This window comes from Cognatiyoonia sediminum, from assembly GCF_900129845.1.
Lineage (GTDB): Bacteria > Pseudomonadota > Alphaproteobacteria > Rhodobacterales > Rhodobacteraceae > Cognatiyoonia > Cognatiyoonia sediminum.
The window spans coordinates 1,259,783-1,279,041 of the sequence record NZ_FQXB01000001.1; the positions used below are offsets into that span (position 1 = coordinate 1,259,783).

Annotated in this window: 18 protein-coding genes; 12 read left to right on the forward strand and 6 right to left on the reverse strand. The window is 54.9% G+C overall.

Annotated elements, in window-relative coordinates; all coding sequences use genetic code 11:
* Positions 1-58: 58 nt before the first annotated feature.
* A complete protein-coding gene (locus BUA85_RS06335) occupies positions 59-1,102 on the reverse strand; it encodes an aldo/keto reductase (RefSeq protein ID WP_072899987.1) in 1,044 nt (347 codons plus the stop codon).
* 145 nt (positions 1,103-1,247) lie between these two features.
* On the opposite strand from BUA85_RS06335, the gene BUA85_RS06340 reads away from it, so the two are divergent.
* The 4 genes from BUA85_RS06340 to BUA85_RS06355 all read left to right on the forward strand — a co-directional run bounded on the left by BUA85_RS06340 (position 1,248) and on the right by BUA85_RS06355 (position 6,407).
* Positions 1,248-2,474, forward strand: a complete 1,227-nt coding sequence (locus tag BUA85_RS06340; protein ID WP_072899988.1) for an MFS transporter — start codon at positions 1,248-1,250, stop codon at positions 2,472-2,474.
* Between the two features lie 58 nt (positions 2,475-2,532).
* On the forward strand, positions 2,533-4,245 hold the full coding sequence (metG, locus tag BUA85_RS06345) for a methionine--tRNA ligase (RefSeq protein ID WP_072899989.1): 1,713 nt from the start codon (positions 2,533-2,535) through the stop codon (positions 4,243-4,245).
* A gap of 96 nt (positions 4,246-4,341) precedes the next feature.
* On the forward strand, positions 4,342-5,139 hold the full coding sequence (locus BUA85_RS06350; RefSeq protein WP_072899990.1) for a lytic murein transglycosylase: 798 nt from the start codon (positions 4,342-4,344) through the stop codon (positions 5,137-5,139).
* An 80-nt stretch (positions 5,140-5,219) separates the two neighbouring features.
* A complete protein-coding gene (locus BUA85_RS06355; protein WP_072899991.1) occupies positions 5,220-6,407 on the forward strand; it encodes a 3-deoxy-D-manno-octulosonic acid transferase in 1,188 nt (395 codons plus the stop codon).
* Here the strand turns inward: BUA85_RS06355 and BUA85_RS06360 are convergent.
* The gene (locus BUA85_RS06360; protein WP_072899992.1) at positions 6,372-7,499 is read right to left on the reverse strand and encodes an acetoin utilization protein AcuC; all 1,128 of its coding nucleotides are present in this window, start codon (positions 7,497-7,499) and stop codon (positions 6,372-6,374) included. The two genes, BUA85_RS06355 and BUA85_RS06360, sit on opposite strands and share 36 nt — an antisense overlap.
* A 73-nt stretch (positions 7,500-7,572) precedes the next feature.
* Between BUA85_RS06360 and BUA85_RS06365 the strand changes: the two genes are divergently transcribed.
* The 5 genes from BUA85_RS06365 (at position 7,573) to ptsP (ending at position 12,652) form a co-directional block, all read left to right on the forward strand.
* Positions 7,573-8,070: an NUDIX hydrolase gene (locus tag BUA85_RS06365; protein WP_072899993.1), complete on the forward strand. Its 498-nt coding sequence runs from the start codon at positions 7,573-7,575 to the stop codon at positions 8,068-8,070.
* Positions 8,071-8,102: 32 nt separating this feature from the next.
* The gene (locus BUA85_RS06370) at positions 8,103-8,513 is read left to right on the forward strand and encodes a DUF1178 family protein (protein ID WP_072899994.1); all 411 of its coding nucleotides are present in this window, start codon (positions 8,103-8,105) and stop codon (positions 8,511-8,513) included.
* 88 nt (positions 8,514-8,601) lie between these two features.
* Positions 8,602-9,840: an aspartate kinase gene (locus tag BUA85_RS06375; RefSeq protein ID WP_072899995.1), complete on the forward strand. Its 1,239-nt coding sequence runs from the start codon at positions 8,602-8,604 to the stop codon at positions 9,838-9,840.
* Between the two features lie 95 nt (positions 9,841-9,935).
* The gene (locus BUA85_RS06380) at positions 9,936-10,274 is read left to right on the forward strand and encodes a hypothetical protein (protein WP_072899996.1); all 339 of its coding nucleotides are present in this window, start codon (positions 9,936-9,938) and stop codon (positions 10,272-10,274) included.
* A gap of 98 nt (positions 10,275-10,372) precedes the next feature.
* Positions 10,373-12,652 (forward strand): phosphoenolpyruvate--protein phosphotransferase, encoded by a 2,280-nt coding sequence (ptsP, locus tag BUA85_RS06385; protein ID WP_072899997.1) that lies wholly within the window; start codon positions 10,373-10,375, stop codon positions 12,650-12,652.
* On the opposite strand, the gene BUA85_RS06390 is transcribed toward ptsP, so the two are convergent.
* Positions 12,607-13,419, reverse strand: coding sequence for an EcsC family protein (locus BUA85_RS06390; protein WP_072899998.1), 813 nt, complete (start codon positions 13,417-13,419; stop codon positions 12,607-12,609). The genes ptsP and BUA85_RS06390 overlap by 46 nt on opposite strands.
* A 30-nt stretch (positions 13,420-13,449) precedes the next feature.
* On the reverse strand, positions 13,450-13,950 hold the full coding sequence (locus BUA85_RS06395) for a GNAT family N-acetyltransferase (RefSeq protein ID WP_072899999.1): 501 nt from the start codon (positions 13,948-13,950) through the stop codon (positions 13,450-13,452).
* A 73-nt stretch (positions 13,951-14,023) separates the two neighbouring features.
* Here BUA85_RS06395 and BUA85_RS06400 point away from each other — a divergent pair, with 73 nt between their 5' ends.
* Positions 14,024-14,632: a flavin reductase family protein gene (locus tag BUA85_RS06400; protein WP_072900000.1), complete on the forward strand. Its 609-nt coding sequence runs from the start codon at positions 14,024-14,026 to the stop codon at positions 14,630-14,632.
* 3 nt (positions 14,633-14,635) lie between these two features.
* Here BUA85_RS06400 and BUA85_RS06405 read toward each other — a convergent pair whose 3' ends face one another.
* Complete coding sequence (locus BUA85_RS06405; RefSeq protein WP_072900001.1) at positions 14,636-16,285, reverse strand: SulP family inorganic anion transporter; 1,650 nt, start codon at positions 16,283-16,285, stop codon at positions 14,636-14,638.
* A gap of 132 nt (positions 16,286-16,417) precedes the next feature.
* Between BUA85_RS06405 and BUA85_RS06410 the strand changes: the two genes are divergently transcribed.
* Both BUA85_RS06410 and BUA85_RS06415 read left to right on the forward strand, forming a co-directional pair.
* Positions 16,418-17,287: an S-methyl-5'-thioadenosine phosphorylase gene (locus tag BUA85_RS06410; RefSeq protein ID WP_072900002.1), complete on the forward strand. Its 870-nt coding sequence runs from the start codon at positions 16,418-16,420 to the stop codon at positions 17,285-17,287.
* 17 nt (positions 17,288-17,304) lie between these two features.
* A complete protein-coding gene (locus tag BUA85_RS06415; protein ID WP_072900003.1) occupies positions 17,305-17,835 on the forward strand; it encodes an adenine phosphoribosyltransferase in 531 nt (176 codons plus the stop codon).
* A gap of 15 nt (positions 17,836-17,850) precedes the next feature.
* Here the strand turns inward: BUA85_RS06415 and BUA85_RS06420 are convergent, their stop codons facing one another.
* Positions 17,851-19,257 (reverse strand): FAD-binding oxidoreductase, encoded by a 1,407-nt coding sequence (locus BUA85_RS06420; protein ID WP_207548134.1) that lies wholly within the window; start codon positions 19,255-19,257, stop codon positions 17,851-17,853.
* Between the last annotated feature and the right edge of the window lie 2 nt (positions 19,258-19,259).

Below are 19,259 nucleotides of genomic sequence, written 5' to 3' on the forward strand. Positions count from 1 at the left end.
CGCCGGAGGCAAACCCACGTCACAAATCGTCTAACGGTGGTGCCTATGCGACAGGGTGTCAGTATGGATAAGGATTTGCCCGATGCAACTGGTCGATTTCAGCACATAACTCATCTGTCAAAACCAAATCGCGACCTTCCAAAATGTGCGTCAACTGATCGCTTGTCGTGGCACCGAAGATCGCCGAAATAGGAAACGGTCTTGTGCGTTGCCAAGCCATCGCCATGTGAACCGGATCAACACCGTGCTTCTGAGCCAAATCCAAATACACTTGCGTCACGTCCAATGTCCGAGGCGTCATTCGGCCACCTAATTCCGGACCGATTGACATCCGGCTTCCTTCCGGCACGACACCGCCTTGGTATTTGCCAGTCAGCAAACCGCAGGCGAGCGGAGAAAAAGACAGAAGTGTCACATCTTCGTTCACGGCCATCTCGGCCATATCCGTGTCGTACAAACGGCACAGCAACGAATATTCGTTTTGCACAGTCGCCATGCGGGGCAGCCCATGCTCCTCGGCAAAATCCACCCATTTAGTCATGCCCCAGGCACTTTCATTTGACATGCCAATCGCGCGAATTTTACCCTCCTTTACGAGCTCGCCCAGCGCGGACAGAACATCATGCATGTGGTCCATGGTCTCTTGTCGGCTTTGTTTTGATGGATCATAGGTCCAGTTTTGACGGAACATGTAAGACCCGCGCATAGGCCAATGCATCTGGTAGACGTCGATCACATCGGTCTGAAGACGTCTTAGCGATCCTTCAATCGCCTCGCGCATCATAGCGCCATCATATCCGGCGCCCCCCCTAACCCAACCGGGATTGTCGCCTGACACTTTAGTCGCAATGGTCAGTTCACTCCGACGACCACTCTTAGCAACCCACTCGCCGATCACTTCCTCAGACCGACCAACCGTTTCAGCGCGGATCGGATTGACCGGATACATTTCAGCCGTGTCCAGAAAATTCAAACCAACGTCGAGGCACATATCGATTTGAAGGTGCGCATCTTCGAGAGGCGTTTGATTGCCGTAGGTCATCGTCCCAAGGCACCAATCAGGTACTTCAATACCTGTTCTTCCAAGTTGCAGCGTTTTCATAGGGCCCTCGCGTCTTCTGTTTGGGGAGACCCTAGATTGATGAATTCCAGCTTCAAGCGAATAACTTGCACGCTTAACACGTTTTCGACCTGCTAAAGTCGAAAACAGGAAAGATTGAGCAGTTGAGCGGTGCAACCGATGCACCATGCGTATGTTGATTTCCTTTGCAGCCCTTTTTCTATCGATCAGCTTGCTCCAGTTTTCATCCGGAGCCGTTGGGCCATTGGATGCCTTGACAGGCCTCTCATTCGGGTTTTCGACTGCCGAAGTTGGTTTTCTCGGTTCTGCGCATTTCCTGGGATTCTTCATCGGGTGTTGGTGGGCGCCTCGCCTCATGGGCAGCGTCGGCCATAGCCGCGCTTTTGCGATTTTCGCCGCGACCGGTGCCATTGGTCTTGCGGCGCACGTCATTGTCACCTCAGCCGCGTGGTGGGCGCTTTTTCGGATCGGTTCGGGTATCTGTATCGCCGGTTGCTACACCGTCATAGAAGCTTGGCTCCAGGCCAAAGTCACCAACGAAACCCGTGGCCGCGCTATGGGAACCTATCGCGTCGTCGACATGGGCACATCACTGATTGCTCAATTTATGATCGGCGCGCTGGCGAATTTGGAAACCTATGTCGCATATAACCTTCTAACGATCCTGTGTTGTGCGTCGCTCCTTCCCTTAGCGCTGACTAAGCAAACGCAACCAACCACTCCAACGCAAACAAAATTGCGCCCGTTGATGGCGTGGCGGGCTTCCCCCTTAGCGGTAGCTGGAGTTCTGGTCGCGGCATTATCATCCGCCTCATTTCGAATGGTCGGGCCAATCTACGGCCAAGAAGTTGGCCTTGCCGCCAGTCAAATCGGTTACTTTCTCGCCGCCTTCGTCGCAGGCGGTGCCTTGGCGCAATATCCCATGGGATGGCTTGCAGACAAATTCGACCGTCGTTGGGTCTTAATCTGGCTGTCTGTCGCCGCCGTGGCATCCTGCGCGATTACGGTCTTCACAACCCAAAGTGGGACATGGGGCATTATGCTCAGCGCGGGTCTGTTTGGCCTAACGACCTTTCCAATTTACTCTGTAGCTGCCGCGCATGCGCATGACTTTGCAACCAGCGACCAGCGCGTCGAACTCTCCGCGGCCCTGATGTTCTTCTACGCTGTTGGCGCAATCGCAGCCCCATACACCTCATCCAGATTAATCGCGGCCTTTGGCCCATCCGCGTTGTTCATCATGATCTCTGTTGCGCACCTGATATTGGTCGTATTCGGCTTGACACGAATGCGCGTCCGCGATGTACCAGAAGACAAAACGAGATACGTCTACGCGCCGCGCACAACTTTCCTGATTGGGCGATTGTTAAGCCGTAGTCGAGAGCGCAAATAGCCTGTGGTCACGGGCCGGGCTTGGCGTTAAAACGGCGCAAATCGCTTAGGAACACCCCATGGCCCGCCATCTCATCACATCCGCCATTCCCTACATCAATGGGATCAAGCACTTGGGAAACCTGGTCGGGAGCCAACTGCCGGCGGACCTTTATGCGCGTTACCTGCGTGGGCGCGGCAATGAGGTGCTTTTCCTCTGCGCAACCGATGAACATGGAACGCCAGCGGAACTAGCAGCGGCAAAAGCGGGTAAACCCGTGGCTGAATACTGCGCGGAAATGCACAGCGTTCAGGCCGAAATCGCAGATGGTTTCGGCCTGTCCTTTGATCACTTCGGCCGATCGTCGAGCCCTCAAAACCATGCGCTAACGCAAGCCTTCGCGGGGCGCCTAAACGACATGGGCTTGATCCGCGAAGTGGTTGAGGAACAGGTCTATTCCCATACCGACGGGCGCTTCCTCCCCGACCGCTACATCGAGGGCACCTGCCCCAATTGCGGCTTTGAAAGCGCGCGCGGCGATCAGTGTGACAATTGCACCAAGCAGCTGGACCCGACCGATCTCATCAACCCCTATTCCACCATTTCGGGCGCTACCGATCTGGAAGTGCGGGAAACCAAGCACCTCTACCTGCGCCAATCCGCCTTGAAGGACCACATCGCCAAATGGATCGATAGCAAAGCCGACTGGCCGATCCTGACGACCTCCATCGCCAAGAAATGGCTCAACGATGGCGACGGCCTGCAGGATCGCGGCATCACACGTGACCTTGATTGGGGCGTACCGGTCAAACAGGGCGACCAAGATTGGCCTGGGATGGAAGGCAAGGTCTTTTATGTCTGGTTCGACGCCCCTATCGAATACATTGCCTGTAGCCAAGAATGGGTCGATGCTGGCAAAGGGTCTGATTGGGAACACTGGTGGCGTACGGATAAAGGCGCGGATGACGTGACCTACACGCAGTTCATGGGCAAAGATAACGTGCCCTTCCACACGCTCAGCTTTCCGGCGACAATTCTTGGCAGCCAAGAACCCTGGAAGCTGGTCGATTACATCAAATCCTTCAACTATCTGAACTATGATGGAGGGCAATTCTCCACCTCGCGCGGACGCGGCGTGTTTATGGATCAAGCGCTCGAAATATTGCCCGCCGACTATTGGCGGTGGTGGCTGCTCAGCCATGCGCCCGAAACCTCGGATGCTGAATTCACATGGGAAGCCTTCCAACAGGATGTCAACAAAGACCTTGCCGACGTGTTGGGGAACTTCGTGAGCCGCGTGACCAAGTTTTGCCGGTCCAAGTTTGGTGAAGCCGTTCCGTCAGGCGGCTCATATGGCGCGCAAGAAGAGGCATTGATCGCGGATCTTGATAAGCGCCTTGTGGCTTATCAAACCCATATGGACGCCATCGACGTCCGAAAAGCCGCTGCCGAACTGCGTGCGATCTGGGTCGCGGGCAATGAATACCTGCAATCGGCAGCGCCATGGGCCGTTTTCAAAGAGGACCCCGATCAAGCCGCAGCGCAGATACGTTTGGCGCTGAACCTGATCCGCCTCTACGCTGTCCTTTCCGCGCCCTTCATACCGACCACCGCAGCAACATTGTTCAAAGACATGAACACGCTAGACACCGAATGGCCTAGCGACATGGCGACCGCTCTCAGCGCGTTGCCAGAGGGTCACGAGTTTACGGTTCCAGAAAACCTCTTTGCCAAGATCACAGATGATCAACGCGAGGAATGGTCAGAACGTTTTGCGGGGACGCGGGACTGATCAAGGCAATCGCCCTAAAGTTGAAATGATCGCGTAATTTTCTTTCGGAATACGAGCTGCATTGCTATGCTGCCCGTATTCCAGAGAGGTAATTGCATGATCAGATCACTTTGGCCCATCTTGGCAATCTCGGTTTCAACGGGCGCATATGCCGCAACCTGCGGCAACGATTCCTCTGGCTATGCCAACTGGAAACAGGAATTTGCCGCGGAGGCCGCCCAAGCTGGAGTTGGTGAACGTGGCCTGCAAGCTCTTGCAAATGCTCAATACTCTCAATCCACAATCAACGCAGACCGCAATCAGCGCGGGGTAAGATATGAGCTCGGCGACTTTGTTAGAATTCGTCTAGGTTCCATTGATGGATTTGCTGCTCAAGCGCGTCGAGAAAAGGCTAAATACCCTGAATTTTACACCCAGCTAGAGCGCGTATACGGCGTGCCTGCTGGGATCATCCTTGCCATCCACGGGATGGAAACCGGGTTTGGGCGCAACATGGGAACGACACCGGTTGTCGATTCTATCACTACGGTTGCATATGATTGCCGTCGGTCGGATTTCTTCACACCTCACGCGATTGCCGCTTTGAAACTGGTGGATCAAGGCAGCTTGAGTTCTGATCAAAGCGGCGCGGCGCATGGCGAAATGGGCCATACCCAGTTTTTGCCCGGGAACGTGATTACATATGGCGTCGATGCAGACAGAAACGGGAAGGTCGACCTTTACGGAATTGCCGACTCGCTGGCCTCTACGGCGAATTTCTTGCGGCAGAAAGGCTGGCAAGCTGGCCAACCCTATCAAGAAGGTACCGCAAATTTCGCTGTCCTCGATGAATGGAACGCGGCTACGGTTTATCAACAAGCCATCGCGTTGTCGGCTGAAGCCATTGATCGCTAACACTGGATTGACCTAACGCCCGCTGTTAGACAGCAACGACACAGTACCGGATCGCGTCTTTGCTGCTTTATCGTCTTGTTTTGCCTCTCATCGTCACGGCGGTTCTCTGTCGGTCGCTGATAGCGTGGGCTAAGGGTCGCGAAACAACTGCAGATGTTAAGGAGCGTATCAGAGGCCCGAGACAAAAAGGCCCCTCAATCTGGGTTCACCTCTCTAGCGTCGGCGAAGCGAATGCGGCCAGACCCGCGATCTTGCACCTTTCCAAATCGCATAGTGTCCTAGTTACGACCGGGACGACGACGGGGCGAGATGCGGTGCGTTCGTGGTCATTCGCAAATGTGAACGCTGGATTGGCGCCATTGGATCTTGTGTCGGCCACAAGACGGTTTTTGTCCAAAAACGATGTCACTGCACTTATTGTGATTGAAAACGAGCTTTGGCCGAACCGATTGCTAACTGCTCACAAGCGGGATGTTCCCGTAATACTCCTGAACGCCCGGATGTCGGCTTCCACTATGAAAACATGGTCCCGTTTTCCCAAGACAGCAGAACGCATCATGTCTCAAGTCGCAGCCGTTTTCCCACAAGACCAAGCATCCGCTGACCGGTTCGAAACGCTTGGAGCACCGGCAGCTAAAATCTGCCCGCCTTTCAATCTCAAGGAACTCTACGCACCGGTGACAACCCCTCTTCCCGAAATTGCCCAATCTTTTGAGCGAGACCAAACCGTCTTGGCCGCAGCAACGCATGAGGGCGAAGATGAGATTGTCCTAGCAGGATTAGCTTTGGCACAAAAAGAAAGGCCAAACTTGCGGCTCATTCTTGCGCCCAGGCATCCTGAAAGAGGGCCTTCGATCAAAGCGATGTCAGAGAACGCGGGGTTTGCGACAACGCTGCGATCCGATCGGACGACCACCAATGCCGACGTTTTTGTTGCGGACAGCTTGGGTGAAATGGATTGGTGGTATCGCGCATCCGCAGTCGCTTTCGTAGGCGGTTCGCTCGTTCCCAAAGGCGGTCACACCCCCTATGAACCCGCTGCATATCGGTGCCAAATTATTCATGGGCCGCATATCGATAATTTTAGGTCTGGGTACTCAGAACTCTCGAAGAGTCAGAGCGTTTGGCAGGTGACGACGCCAGAAGAGCTGGGCCAAGCCATGCTTTCGGCATTGGCCGCCGGACCTGCGACCTCGCCCTTTCAAGCGAATGGCTCGGCAATTTTTGAACAGTTAGACCTGCTGTGTGGCGCGCCTTCGGCGAACTAACTGGCCAATGGAGCCGCGGACCTCATCCCGAATAGGGCCGTTATTGGGAGGATCGATCAACGACGTGATCCAATGCGGGAGTGGCTCCTTGAAACGCCGCTGGCCGGTCCATTTTATGTCCCGCAAACCAGCCTGAGCTTCGTCAATCAGATCAGACGGTGGATCAATTCCGTTGAGAACGCCCCAAACGCCTGTCCACAGCCGACCCACTGACCATGGATTGTAACCGCCTCCACCGGTGACGAGCAGTCGATCTGAAAGCGGCATCAGTTCTCGTACGACGGCGTAGTGCGAGCGATTGGACAGGGACAGTTTCGATTGCGGGTCTTCTTCGACGGCATCCGCGCCGCATTGCAGAACAATGGCGTCCGGCTGGAAATTTTGAACCAACGGCAGCAAAAGTTTGTTCAAAATCAACAACATTTCATCGTCGTTCAACCCGCGAGGCACCGGCAGGTTCCAAACATTCCCCGCCCCACGATCCTCTAACGCCCCTGTCCGCGGCCAGCGGTTTTCCTCGTGGATGGAGATCATAAGCACGTTAGGATCGCCCTCAAATGCGTACTCAACGCCGTCCGGATGATGGGCATCGATATCGACGTAGGCAACGCGCCTGCACCCGTTTCGAAAGAGAGACTGGATCGCGAATACCGGGTCATTGAGATAGCAAAAGCCATTGGCTCGATCCGGCATCCCATGATGCGTGCCGCACCCCGGTGCATGGACCACCCCGCCGTCCCGCAGCAATTCACCCGCCAAAAGCGCTGCTCCAACGGACGTCGCCGGCCGCCGATACATTTCTGGAAAGATAGGATTAGATGGAATGCCAAGGTGATGACGTTCTTTGACTTCGGCTGGCACCTCTTGATCCTTTTCAGCCTTAGACAGCGCAGACACATACTCCGCCGTGTGAAACGAGGTCAGCGCGGCGGGTTTCGCGGTTGGACTGGTGATATATTGATCGACCGGCAACCAGCCTAATGCGCGTGAAAGGTCCATGACTGTCGAAACCCGCGGCACGCGCAAGGGATGCCAATCCCCATAACTGGAATTGCGATAGATTTCGGATCCGATAAACAGCGGTTTCGTCATGTGTTAGTGCTTGTGTCCAAAACTCACTCATGGAACGATAAAGAACCGCCCCTGTCAGGACGTAGAATGTTCGATGGCTCAAGCCAAATCTAAAGATCAAAAAACTAAGAAAAGGGGCCAGCTGCCGATCAAACTGCGTGTTGGCGGTAAGACTGATGTCAGAACGCAATTCGCAGCTCTGTGTTACCGATATGAAGGTGAGAAGCTGAAAATCTGCATGGTGACGAGCCGCCGTTCTGGCCGTTGGATTCTTCCGAAAGGCTGGCCAATGCACAAGCAGACACCGGCGGAGGCAGCCGCACAAGAAGCGTGGGAAGAAGCTGGCGTAACTGGTAAAGCAATTGATCGTTGCCTTGGTGTTTACTCCTACGTCAAACCCCTCAGCGAAAACCCCGCGCCGGTTGTGGTCATGATCTATCCCGTTAGTGTCGACCAAATTCACGATAAATGGCCGGAACAAAAGGAGCGAAAACGCAAATGGGTAAGCCCCAAGAAGGCGGCCAAGAAGCTGCAGGAGCCGGAACTGCGGCGGATTGTCAGCACCTTTGACCCCGCGCTACTGTCACGATAGAAGCAGCGCCACCACCTCACTAGGATGATCCATTGATCCGCTACACCCTTTCTTGCGAACACGATCACAGTTTTGAAAGCTGGTTCCAGTCCGCCGACGCGTTCGACACATTGTCGAAGGCGGGAATGGTGACCTGTCCTGAGTGCGGCACGACAAAGGTAAGCAAACAACTCATGGCTCCGTCTTTGAACAAAAAGGCGATGGCCGTTGCGCCCTTGGCGGCCGGTGACGTTCATCCGTTAGAGAAAATGCGCAAAGAGGTTGAAGCCAATGCCGACTATGTGGGCAAGGAATTCGCCAAAGAAGCGCGTGCGATGCATGACGGCGACAAGCCTGAGCGTGCAATCTATGGTGAGACAAACGCCAAGGACGCGAAAAAGCTGATCGAGGACGGTGTCCCGGTTATGCCTTTGCCGTTCGTGCCAACGAAACGATCCAATTGACGACTGCTTTGGTGCTTGCCATTGCCCTTCACAGCAAGGGCCGTTAAAGGGTGGCGGACTTTAAGTAGACGCAATCGGAACGACCTAAATGCCTACGCTTGTGATGAAATTCGGCGGCACGTCTGTGGCCAACCTTGATCGCATTGCGCGGGCGTCCAAGCGCGTGGCGCGAGAGGTCGCGAACGGCTACAATGTGATCGTGATCGTTTCGGCTATGTCCGGCAAAACGAACGAGCTAGTCGGCTGGGTCAATGAGACATCTCCGCTTTACGATGCGCGCGAATATGATGGAGTTGTAAGCTCCGGCGAAAATGTCACCGCTGGCCTGATGGCGCTGCGCCTTCAGGAAATGGATATTCCGGCTCGTAGCTGGCAGGGCTGGCAAGTTCCCGTAAAAACAACCGACGCGCATTCATCGGCTCGGATCGAAGAGATCCCAACAGAGAATATCGAAGCCAAGTTCGCCGAAGGTATGCGTGTGGCTGTTGTTGCGGGTTTCCAAGGCATCAGCCCAGAAGGCCGTATTACAACACTTGGTCGCGGTGGATCAGACACCACCGCGGTTGCATTCGCAGCCGCTTTCGGCGCGGAACGTTGTGACATCTACACAGACGTCGACGGCGTCTATACCACTGATCCAAGGATCACATCCAAAGCACGCAAGCTCGACAAGATCGCGTTTGAAGAGATGCTGGAATTGGCATCCCTTGGCGCAAAGGTTTTGCAAACGCGATCAGTCGAACTCGCCATGCGGTATAAGGTTCGGCTGCGGGTGTTATCATCATTTGAAGAACCATCCGACGATGCCGGAACGCTCGTCTGTGATGAGGAGGAAATTATGGAATCCAATGTTGTTGCCGGTGTGGCTTACTCTCGTGATGAAGCCAAGATGACCCTTATTTCGGTTGCGGACCGCCCCGGCATCGCTGCCGCGATTTTTGGACCGCTGTCTGAAGCTGGTGTGAACGTCGACATGATCGTTCAGAACATTTCCGAAGAAGGTCGCACAGATATGACCTTCTCTTGCCCGACGGACCAAGTGCTTCGCGCAGAAAAGGCGATGGAAGAGGCCAAGGGTTCCGGTGAGATCAATTTCCACGATCTCGTATCTGACCAAGAGGTCTCAAAGGTGTCAGTGGTGGGTATTGGTATGAGAAGCCACGCCGGTGTCGCGGCCAAGATGTTTGAGGCGCTTCATGCAGAAGGGATCAACATCAAAGTCATTACCACGTCAGAGATCAAAATTTCGGTCTTGATTGATCGCAAATACATGGAACTTGCCGTGCAAGCCCTACACGACGCGTTTGAGTTGGAAAAAGCGGCTTAGCACTCTCTCAAATCTGACCAAAGCGCTCTTAATGTCTCCATTTTATCGCCTAAAAATTTTGGCAAATAATGGAAAACAACTAAGGCAAAGCAGTTTTGAACTTTAACACCAACGACGCCAGACTGGATCAAAAAGCCAGTTCCATCGATACGTATTCGCTCGTCAACGATGACATCAATGGCGGTAAAAGTCGTGGTTTTGCTTTGCTAACACCCTTGCTGACTTCGCCATATTCAGCGCTTGCCCTTATGGGATTTCTACTAGGCAGCAACATTCAAGTCCTTTTGCCAACGGTTCTAGGACCAGAACTTACGGAAGAAATGACCTACAACGGCATGACGTTGGCTGATTTCTCCGTCGAAATGGGGTTGCCGATTGATCATCCATATCTGGTCGCTCTTTTCGAGCAACTTTGCATGAGCGACGTCGCATAACGTCCTTTCTCAAACGCCACAAATTTGCTCTCCCCTTCAAGGTGTTCCTCACATATGGTGCTGCTTGAGGGAGCATTCCTCACGCAAAAGAGGAAGATATGGCGGAGAGGACAGAGAGCGAAAGCCGCAAGTTATTACGAAGGCTGCAAGCTGCGCTGGCTGAGGACAACGCGGGTCAGGAGCGCCTTGACCATGTTGTGGCGCTAATCGCTGACTCCATGCAGACCGAAGTCTGTTCCATCTACCTTTTCCGCGACCCTGAAACCCTGGAACTCTGTGCGACAGAAGGGCTTGAGAAAGCCTCCGTCCACCAGACGCGTCTGAAGCTTGGTGAGGGCCTTGTCGGTCGCGCCGCCAAGACGCGGAAAGTCATCAATACCGCCGACGCCCCTTCTGCCAAAGGCTTTCGCTATATGCCGGAAACAGGTGAGGAACGGTATTCATCGTTCTGTGGCGTGCCGATTCAGCGGTTGGGCGACGCGCTTGGCGTCCTTGTTGTCCAATCTAAGGACGCTCGCGAATTCACCATCGACGAGGTCTACGCCCTCGAAGTCGTCGCGATGGTGCTCGCAGAGATGACAGAGCTTGGGGCATTCGTCGGTGAAGGTGCTGCGCTCTCTGCCTTGCACAAAAATTCGGTCATGTTCCGCGGCTCAGTTGCGCAGGAAGGCGTCAGCGACGGACAGGTATATTTGCACGAACCACGCGTCGTCGTGACCAACCCAATCTCCGAAGACCCCGAACAGGAACTTGAACGTTTGACAAGCGCGGTCGAGGAGTTGCGCTTCACTGTCGATGAAATGCTGTCAGGGACGAAAACGACCGACAAAGAACAAAAGCAAGTCTTTGAAGCTTACCGCATGTTCGCCAACTCACGCAGTTGGATGCGGCGAATGGAGGCAGACGTTCGGAATGGTCTGTCTGCCGAAGCTGCCGTCGAGAAAGAACAATCGCTCGCGCGCACGCGCCTTGGAGAGGCTGGCGATGCCTATATGATCGAGCGCCTGCACGACCTTGATGATCTGTCCAACAGGCTCTTACGCATCCTCACCGGCCAAGGGGCAGATACCGGCGCCGAAATGCCGGATCGCCCCATTCTGATTGCACGCAACATCGGCCCCGGTGAATTGCTGGACTATGGGAAGGGTCTGAAAGGAATTATCCTTGAAGAAGGTTCGGTCGGCAGCCACGCGACAATCGTCGCGCGCGCTTGGGCCATCCCTCTTATCATCAACGCAAAGGGGATCACGACAGAAGCGCTCAACGGCGACCGCATTCTTGTGGACGGCGAACAAGGGATCATCCATCTGCGGCCCGACGATCAAGTGCAATCGGCCTTTGCCGACAAGATGGCGATGCAGACGCGCGCGCAAGAACGCTATGCCTCCATCCGCGACGAAGCGGCGACAGACAAGACTGGTGTCACTGTCGGCTTGCACATGAACGCAGGCCTAATGGCCGACCTTCCATCGTTGGAAAGCTCTGGAGCCGAGGGCGTGGGCCTCTTCAGAACCGAACTACAGTTCCTTGTGCGGAACAAAATGCCACAACGGGCCGAGCTCTCCGCGCTCTACCGCCGCGTCTTGGACTCGGCTGACGGAAAGCGCGTGGCATTCCGAACCTTGGATATCGGGTCCGACAAAGTGCTGCCTTATATGAAGCCGAACGATGAACCGAATCCGGCCATGGGTTGGCGCGCAATCCGTGTGGGGCTCGACAAACCAGGCGTGTTGCGGATGCAGTTGCAAGCGCTCGTTCGCGCCGCTGACGGTGGGCCGCTTACGGTGATGTTTCCCTTCATCACGCTTCGGTCTGAATTTAGAGAAGCGAAAGCGGCGCTCGACAAAGTCCTCGCACGTGAAAAGAAACTAGGGCACGCTCTCCCCTCTTCCGTCGAAGTCGGCGCAATGCTTGAAACGCCCTCTCTCGGGTTCGCTCCTGAAAGTTTCTACGAAGAGGTTGATTTCATCTCTGTTGGTGGCAACGACCTGAAACAGTTCTTTTATGCTGCGGATCGAGAAAATGAACGCGTTCGCAGACGCTACGACACGCTGAATGTCAGTTTCCTGGGGTTCCTCGAACAAGTCGTCAACCGCTGCAACGCACATGGTGTGCCTGTCTCATTCTGCGGCGAAGATGCGGGGCGACCGGTCGAGGCGCTCTGCTTTGCAGCGATTGGCTTTAGAACGCTATCAATGCGTCCCGCGTCCATCGGACCGGTCAAACACCTGATCCGGCAAGTTGATTTGTCCGAAGTCAAACAGGTCATCGACGACGCGCGTGAAAGCGGCGTTCAATCCGTACGCCGAGCAGTTTCAGACTACCTTGTTGATCAAGCCCGGTTGACGGGAATGCTGCCAACGACGAGAGCAGTATGAAACGCGTCTAGCACCTGCTCCTCTCCATAGGTGCGGGCCAGCTTGCGCAATCCGAAGTGAACGTGGGCAACTTCTACATAGTAGTCTGTGAACGCATAATTCGTGCCCGCCCCTGCCGCTGCGCCCAAAACGGGAACGGCTTGCGACGCGAGTTTTTGAGATAGGATCGCCGCAAACTTTGGGGCCACTTTCCCGATCAGAGTGTTCACCGCGGCACCGGTCAGCCCCAAACGCGCGCTTAGAAACGCGGTGTCGACGCCGTCATCTTCCGATCCGGGGCCACCTGCGCCAAAGACAGCAAGGCATTGCAATCGGGTCTCGGCAGAATTGGGATCTTCACCGTATTGAATGGAAACGCCTTGAACGGCTCGGAAAATCATTGTGGTCGCGAGCGGAATTTCGGCAACGGCAGTCGGAATTCCACCTAAGCCGCCAACAGCACCGCTGACGGTCGCCATGAGTTTGTGCGCTCGGTCAGACCTTGCGACTTTGGCCCAACGACCGGTTCTCGACTTTGCTGCGACATCATAGCTTGTTCTGAGCGCATCCTTGGCGACCTTATCAACCTGCGCCTTGGTTCCGTCAGGCAGCAGTTTGAGCGTATCCTCAACCTGACCGCCGACAAAATTGATCCCCTTCATAAGGATGCCAGCCGCCTTCTTCTGACGCTGCGCGAGAGCCAATATTTCCTCTTCTGCAGCTTGAGACAGCTTTGGAATGGGTGGGTCAGGGTTGACCAATTTCATGTCGGATGCGTCGCTTGTCATGGGTCTTACCTATGCAAGAGGGTGCGAATTTCAATCTATCGCGCGCTCGACCGTCCCAGAAACACCCGACCAAGCGCCGGGAACAAGATCGAGCGCCAACAGACGGTCTGGGTTGGTTGGCGGTGGCATTTCTACATTCTCAAGCTTCTTAAACCCGAAACGCCCGTAGTAGGGCGCATCGCCGACAAGAAACATGCGTTCCCATTCCAATGAGCGGGCCAAATCTATGCAACGCCACATCAAAAGTGCGGCAAGGCCTTCCCCTTGCCTGGTTGGGTGAACTGCAATGGGACCCAAAAGAACAGCTTGATGTTCGCCAACACGAACGGGCCAATTCCTGACGGCCCCCGCCAAGACACCATCACCATCGCGGGCGGTCAAACAAAGCTCTAGAATCGGATCGACATCATCGCGCAAACGATAGGAAGACAGCGCCGATCGACCCGGGGCAAAGCTCAGATCATAGAGCGCTTCGACCTCCCACCAATCGTCAGCCACTTCGGTGGCAAGTGTATATTCTGTCGCCTGCATCAGTCTTTCGAGTAGCCCCGCGTATTTATGCAAGCTATGCACGTGCTGACCAGTCGAAAAAGAAAGAAGACGAATGTTCTATCGCCCAGAAGACGGACACGGCTTGCCGCATAACCCATTCAACGCTGTTGTGACACCAAGGCCAATTGGCTGGATCTCAACACGCGGTGCTGATGGTTCGGAAAATTTGGCGCCCTATTCCTTCTTTAACGCGGTCGCATATGAACCGCCTCAAGTGATGTTCGCCTCGACAAGCGCAAAGCCCGATCGCGACGGGACAAAGGACACCGTCGCAAACATCACTGAAACGGGCGAATTCGCGGTAAACATCGTCTCTTTCGAAATGGCCAACGCCATGAACATGACCTCTGGCCCTTGGGAAAAGGATATCGATGAATTCGAAAAGGCCAGCCTTACAAAGGCTGCCTGCTCTGAAATTGGCTGCTCTTATGTGGATGGCGCGCCGGCGGTGCTAGAATGCAAGTTGACGCAGATCACCACTTTGCCTGGTGAAGCGAATAGAGTGGTGTTTGGTGAAGTCGTCGGCGTTCACTTACGCGACGACTGCCTTGTTGACGGCAAGTTCGATGTCACCAAGTTCCATCCCCTCGCCCGCCTTGGTTATCGCGACTACACAAAGGTCCAAGATTTGTTCAGCCTGAGCCGCCCCGGCGATGGCTGACGCTTAGTGTCCTCCGATGATCCCGGTCCGGACACCATAATCGACCGCAACTTCATAATCGGGATCGTCATCACTATCGACGATGAGGTGACCGGCGCGGGTTAACAGCTGGTGACAATCATGGCTCAGGTGACGCAGTTGGATGCGCTTTCCTGCGGCCTCATACTTGCCCGCAATCGCCTCGATCGCCTGCAGCGCCGATTGATCAACCACGCGGCTGTTTTGGAAATCGATGATCACCAGAGACGGATCATCCTTGATTTGAAACAATTCAGCAAACCCCTCAGCGGACCCAAAGAAAAGCGGCCCCTGAATGTGATAGACCTTTGCGCCTTCAGGCGTCTCATGCGTTTCAGCATAAATGCGTTTTGCGTTGTTCCAGCTGTAGGCCAAGGCGGAGACGACCACACCAACGACCACCGCCGTAGCTAGATCCGTTGCCACCGTCACAACGGTAACAAGGATGATCACAAAGGCGTCCATATGCGGGACCTTCCGCAGAATTCGCAGTGAATTCCAGGCAAATGTACCGATCACCACCATGAACATAACGCCGACGAGTGCAGCCAGTGGGATCTGCTCGATCAATCCGCTTGCGAACATGATGAACGCCAACAGAAACAAAGCTGCCGCAATCCCAGCAATTCGAGTACGACCACCGGATTTCACGTTGATCATGGACTGTCCGATCATCGCACAACCGCCCATGCCGGCAAAGAAACCCGTGGCCGTATTCGCGAAACCTTGGGCAATACATTCTTGAGATGCGCCACCACGCTGGTTCGTCATTTCGCCCACTAGGTTCAGTGTCAGAAGGCTTTCAATCAACCCAATCGCCGATAGGATCAAAGCGTAGGGGAGGATGATCCAGAACGTCTCAAGCGTGAAAGGGGCAAGCGGAGTACCATAAAGACCTTCGCCCGTTCCAAATGGATTATGGAACTGCGGCAAACCACCTTCGATAGAGGCAAGATCACCCACTCGCGGCACGTCGAGGCCAAAGGCAATCACGATACCGGCCACGATACCGATGCCGGCTAGTGGTGCGGGAATGACATTTGTGATGCGCGGCCATACCCAGATGATCGCCATAGTCAGCGCCACAAGGCAGAGCATCAAAATCAACGGCATGCCAGACAACCATTCGCCGTGCGGAATGCCGTGACCACCAGATTCAGCCGTTCCTGGCACTTGGAATTGGCCCAATTGCGCCAAGAAAATTACGATCGCCAACCCGTTCACAAAGCCAAGCATAACCGGATGCGGCACCAAGCGGATAAACTTCCCCCATCGCATGATGCCCACAAAGATTTGGATCAATCCCATCAGGATCACGGTCGCAAAGAGGTATTCGACCCCGTGAACAGCCACCAAACTGACCATCACAACCGCCAAAGCACCCGTCGCGCCAGAGATCATGCCCGGCCGTCCGCCAATCACCGCCGTAATCAACCCCACCATGAACGCTGCATAGAGGCCAACCAGCGGATGAACCCCAGCCACAAAAGCGAAAGCGACAGCTTCGGGCACCAAGGCTAAGGCCACGGTAAGCCCTGACAAAACCTCTGTCCGAATCCTTGTGGAAGTGATCGGAGTGTTCGGATCGGCAATAGCCAAACTGTCGGCGAAGCGCGCCAGAATAGAAGTGCTCATCTTTTAGGCCTTTTGGGAGGAAGCTCGTCCGCGCGCTTTATAGGAGGAATCTAAAGATGTCACGTCCAAAGCAAAACTGTTGCGTCGGGTCAGCGGCTGGGCAACATTGGCAAGGCTTAGTAGGGGTGATCGATGCAAACAAAAATTGGGATAATCGGCGGCTCCGGCCTCTACGAAATTGATGGCCTTCAGGATGCGGAATGGATTGAGATCGATAGCCTTTGGGGCGCGCCCTCAGATGCGGTTCTCTCAGGTGTTTTGAATGGTATCCCGATGGTGTTCTTACCCCGCCACGGGCGCGGCCATGTGCACTCCCCGACAACCGTTCCGTATCGCGCCAATATCGACGCTCTGAAACGTATCGGCGTGACCGATGTGATCAGCGTCAGCGCATGTGGATCGTTTCGCGAGGAAATGGCTCCGGGTGATTTTGTCATTGTGGATCAATTCATTGACCGAACTTTTGCCCGCGAAAAATCGTTCTTCGGAACCGGCTGTGTGGCGCATGTGAGCGTCGCACACCCCACCTGCCCGCGCCTCTCTGACGTCTGCGAAACCGCTGCGAAGGATGCTGGCGTCACCGTCCACAAAGGCGGCACCTACCTTGCTATGGAAGGTCCACAATTCTCATCACAGGCAGAGAGCAACCTTTACCGCGATGTCTGGAACTGTGACGTCATAGGCATGACAAATATGCCCGAAGCTAAACTCGCCCGCGAGGCAGAGCTTTGCTACGCCTCGGTCGCCATGATCACCGACTATGACAGTTGGCACCCTGATCATGGGGCGGTCGACGTCAGCGATGTAATCAAAACGCTGCAAGACAACGGCACAAAAGCCCGCGACATGGTCACGCGGCTCCCTGAACTGCTTGGGTCAGAGCGTGACCTTTGCCCTCACGGCTGCGACCGCGCCCTCGAATACGCGGTCATGACCGCACCTGAAAAACGTGACACTGCTTTGGTCGCCAAACTTGATGCGGTCGCTGGACGCGTCCTCTAACATTCGGAAATACTTAGATGAAAACTGTCAAAGACTACATCCGCACGATCCCTGACTTTCCACACGAAGGGATCATGTTCCGCGATGTGACAACCCTATTTGCTGACCCGCGTGGGTTCCGCATGGCAATCGACCAACTTTTGCACCCCTATGCCGGACAGCCAATTGACCGCGTAGTGGGGCTTGAAGCGCGAGGGTTTATCCTTGGCGGAGCTATTGCGCACCAACTCTCGCTCGGCTTTGTTCCAATCCGCAAAAAAGGCAAATTGCCCGGCAAGACTATCGAGCAAGACTATCAACTGGAATACGGCGAAGCGATTATGGAAGTCCACGACGACGCGCTTCAACCGGGTGAACGCGTCCTTCTTGTCGATGACCTTCTTGCCACCGGTGGGACCGCTGAAGCTGGGATCAAACTTATCGAGCGTATAGGTGCATCGGTGATGGGCTGCGCCTTTATCATCGATTTGCCAGAACTTGGCGGTCGCAAGAAACTCGAAGACATGGGTATGAACGTCCACATCCTTTGTGAGTTCGAAGGGGCTTAAGCCGCAACGTATGGATTAGCGCAAGACCGCACCGGGGTTCATGATTCCGTTGGGATCAAGCGCCCCTTTGATCGCTCGCATCATGGTTAGTTTTGCAGGATCGGAATAGCGCTCCAGATCGCCGACCTTCAGCCGTCCTACCCCATGTTCCGCGCTGACCGATCCGCTAAATTCATGCGCAAGATCGTGCACCGCTTCTTTGATCTGATCGCGTTCGCTCGAGAAGTCAGCGCGCGACAACCCCTTCGGCGGGAACACATTGTAATGAAGATTGCCATCTCCAAGATGCCCAAAGCAATTGATCCGAAACTCACCAATCTTTTCAAGCTGCTCGGGGCCGATCTTGATAAACTCTGGGACGACACTCAGCGGGATCGAAATATCATGCGAGCTGATAGACCCGATCCGCCGATTGGCTTCGGGGATATTCTCTCGAATGAACCAGAACGCCTCTCGCTGCGCTTCTGATTGGGCAATGACGCCGTCAGTTACCAAATCGGCTTCAAGCGCTGCTTCAAATAAGTCGACCAAGGCTTCGTCTGCTTGCAGGCCACTTGGCAAACCAACATCAATCAACACGGTCCATTCTGGTGTCTCGGCCAAGGGCGCATGATATTCGGGGCCCACTTCATCGAGGAAATCAAACCCTTGCCGGTGCATCAATTCAAACGCGGAAATCCCTTCGGCCAAACGCTCCTTTGCCAAAGCTAGCAGAGCCAATGCCGCGGCAGGACCCTTTACCGCAATCATGGCAGACCCAACGGAAGCGGGACGCGGTGACAGCTTTAAAGCCGCTGCGGTGATGACCCCCAGCGTTCCTTCCGCTCCGATCATCAAGTCGCGCAGGTCGTAGCCAGTGTTATCTTTGTGAAGACGCGATAAGCCGTTCCAAACAGTGCCATCCGCCAGAACCACCTCCAACCCAAGACATTGGGCGCGAGCATTTCCATAGCGCAGGACATTCAAGCCGCCAGCGTTGGTCGAAAGCAGTCCGCCAATACGCGCCGACCCTTCGGAGGCCAGAGACAACGGAAACAGCCGTCCGATCCGCTCGGCCTCATCTTGGATACTCGCGAGGATTGCGCCGGCCTCTACAACCATCGTATCCTCGGTCGGGTACACGTCGCGCACTTTGATCATCCGTTCCAAAGACAAAACCACTGGTTTCGCTCCGTCTTGCAGGATTTGCCCACCAACAAGACCGGTGCCGCCGCCGTAGGGAACCACGCCGACTTTTGCATCGTTGCAGGCTTTGACGACGGCTGACACTTCTTGCGTAGAGGACGGTGCGACCACAAGGCCCTGACCCGTCCAACGACCTCGGGATTCTGTGAAATATCCGTCGGTGTCGGACTTGAAGGCGCCCTCAGGGAGTATTGCGCGCAGTTGCGCCTCAAACTCATCTGTCACGCTGTTCAGCATCA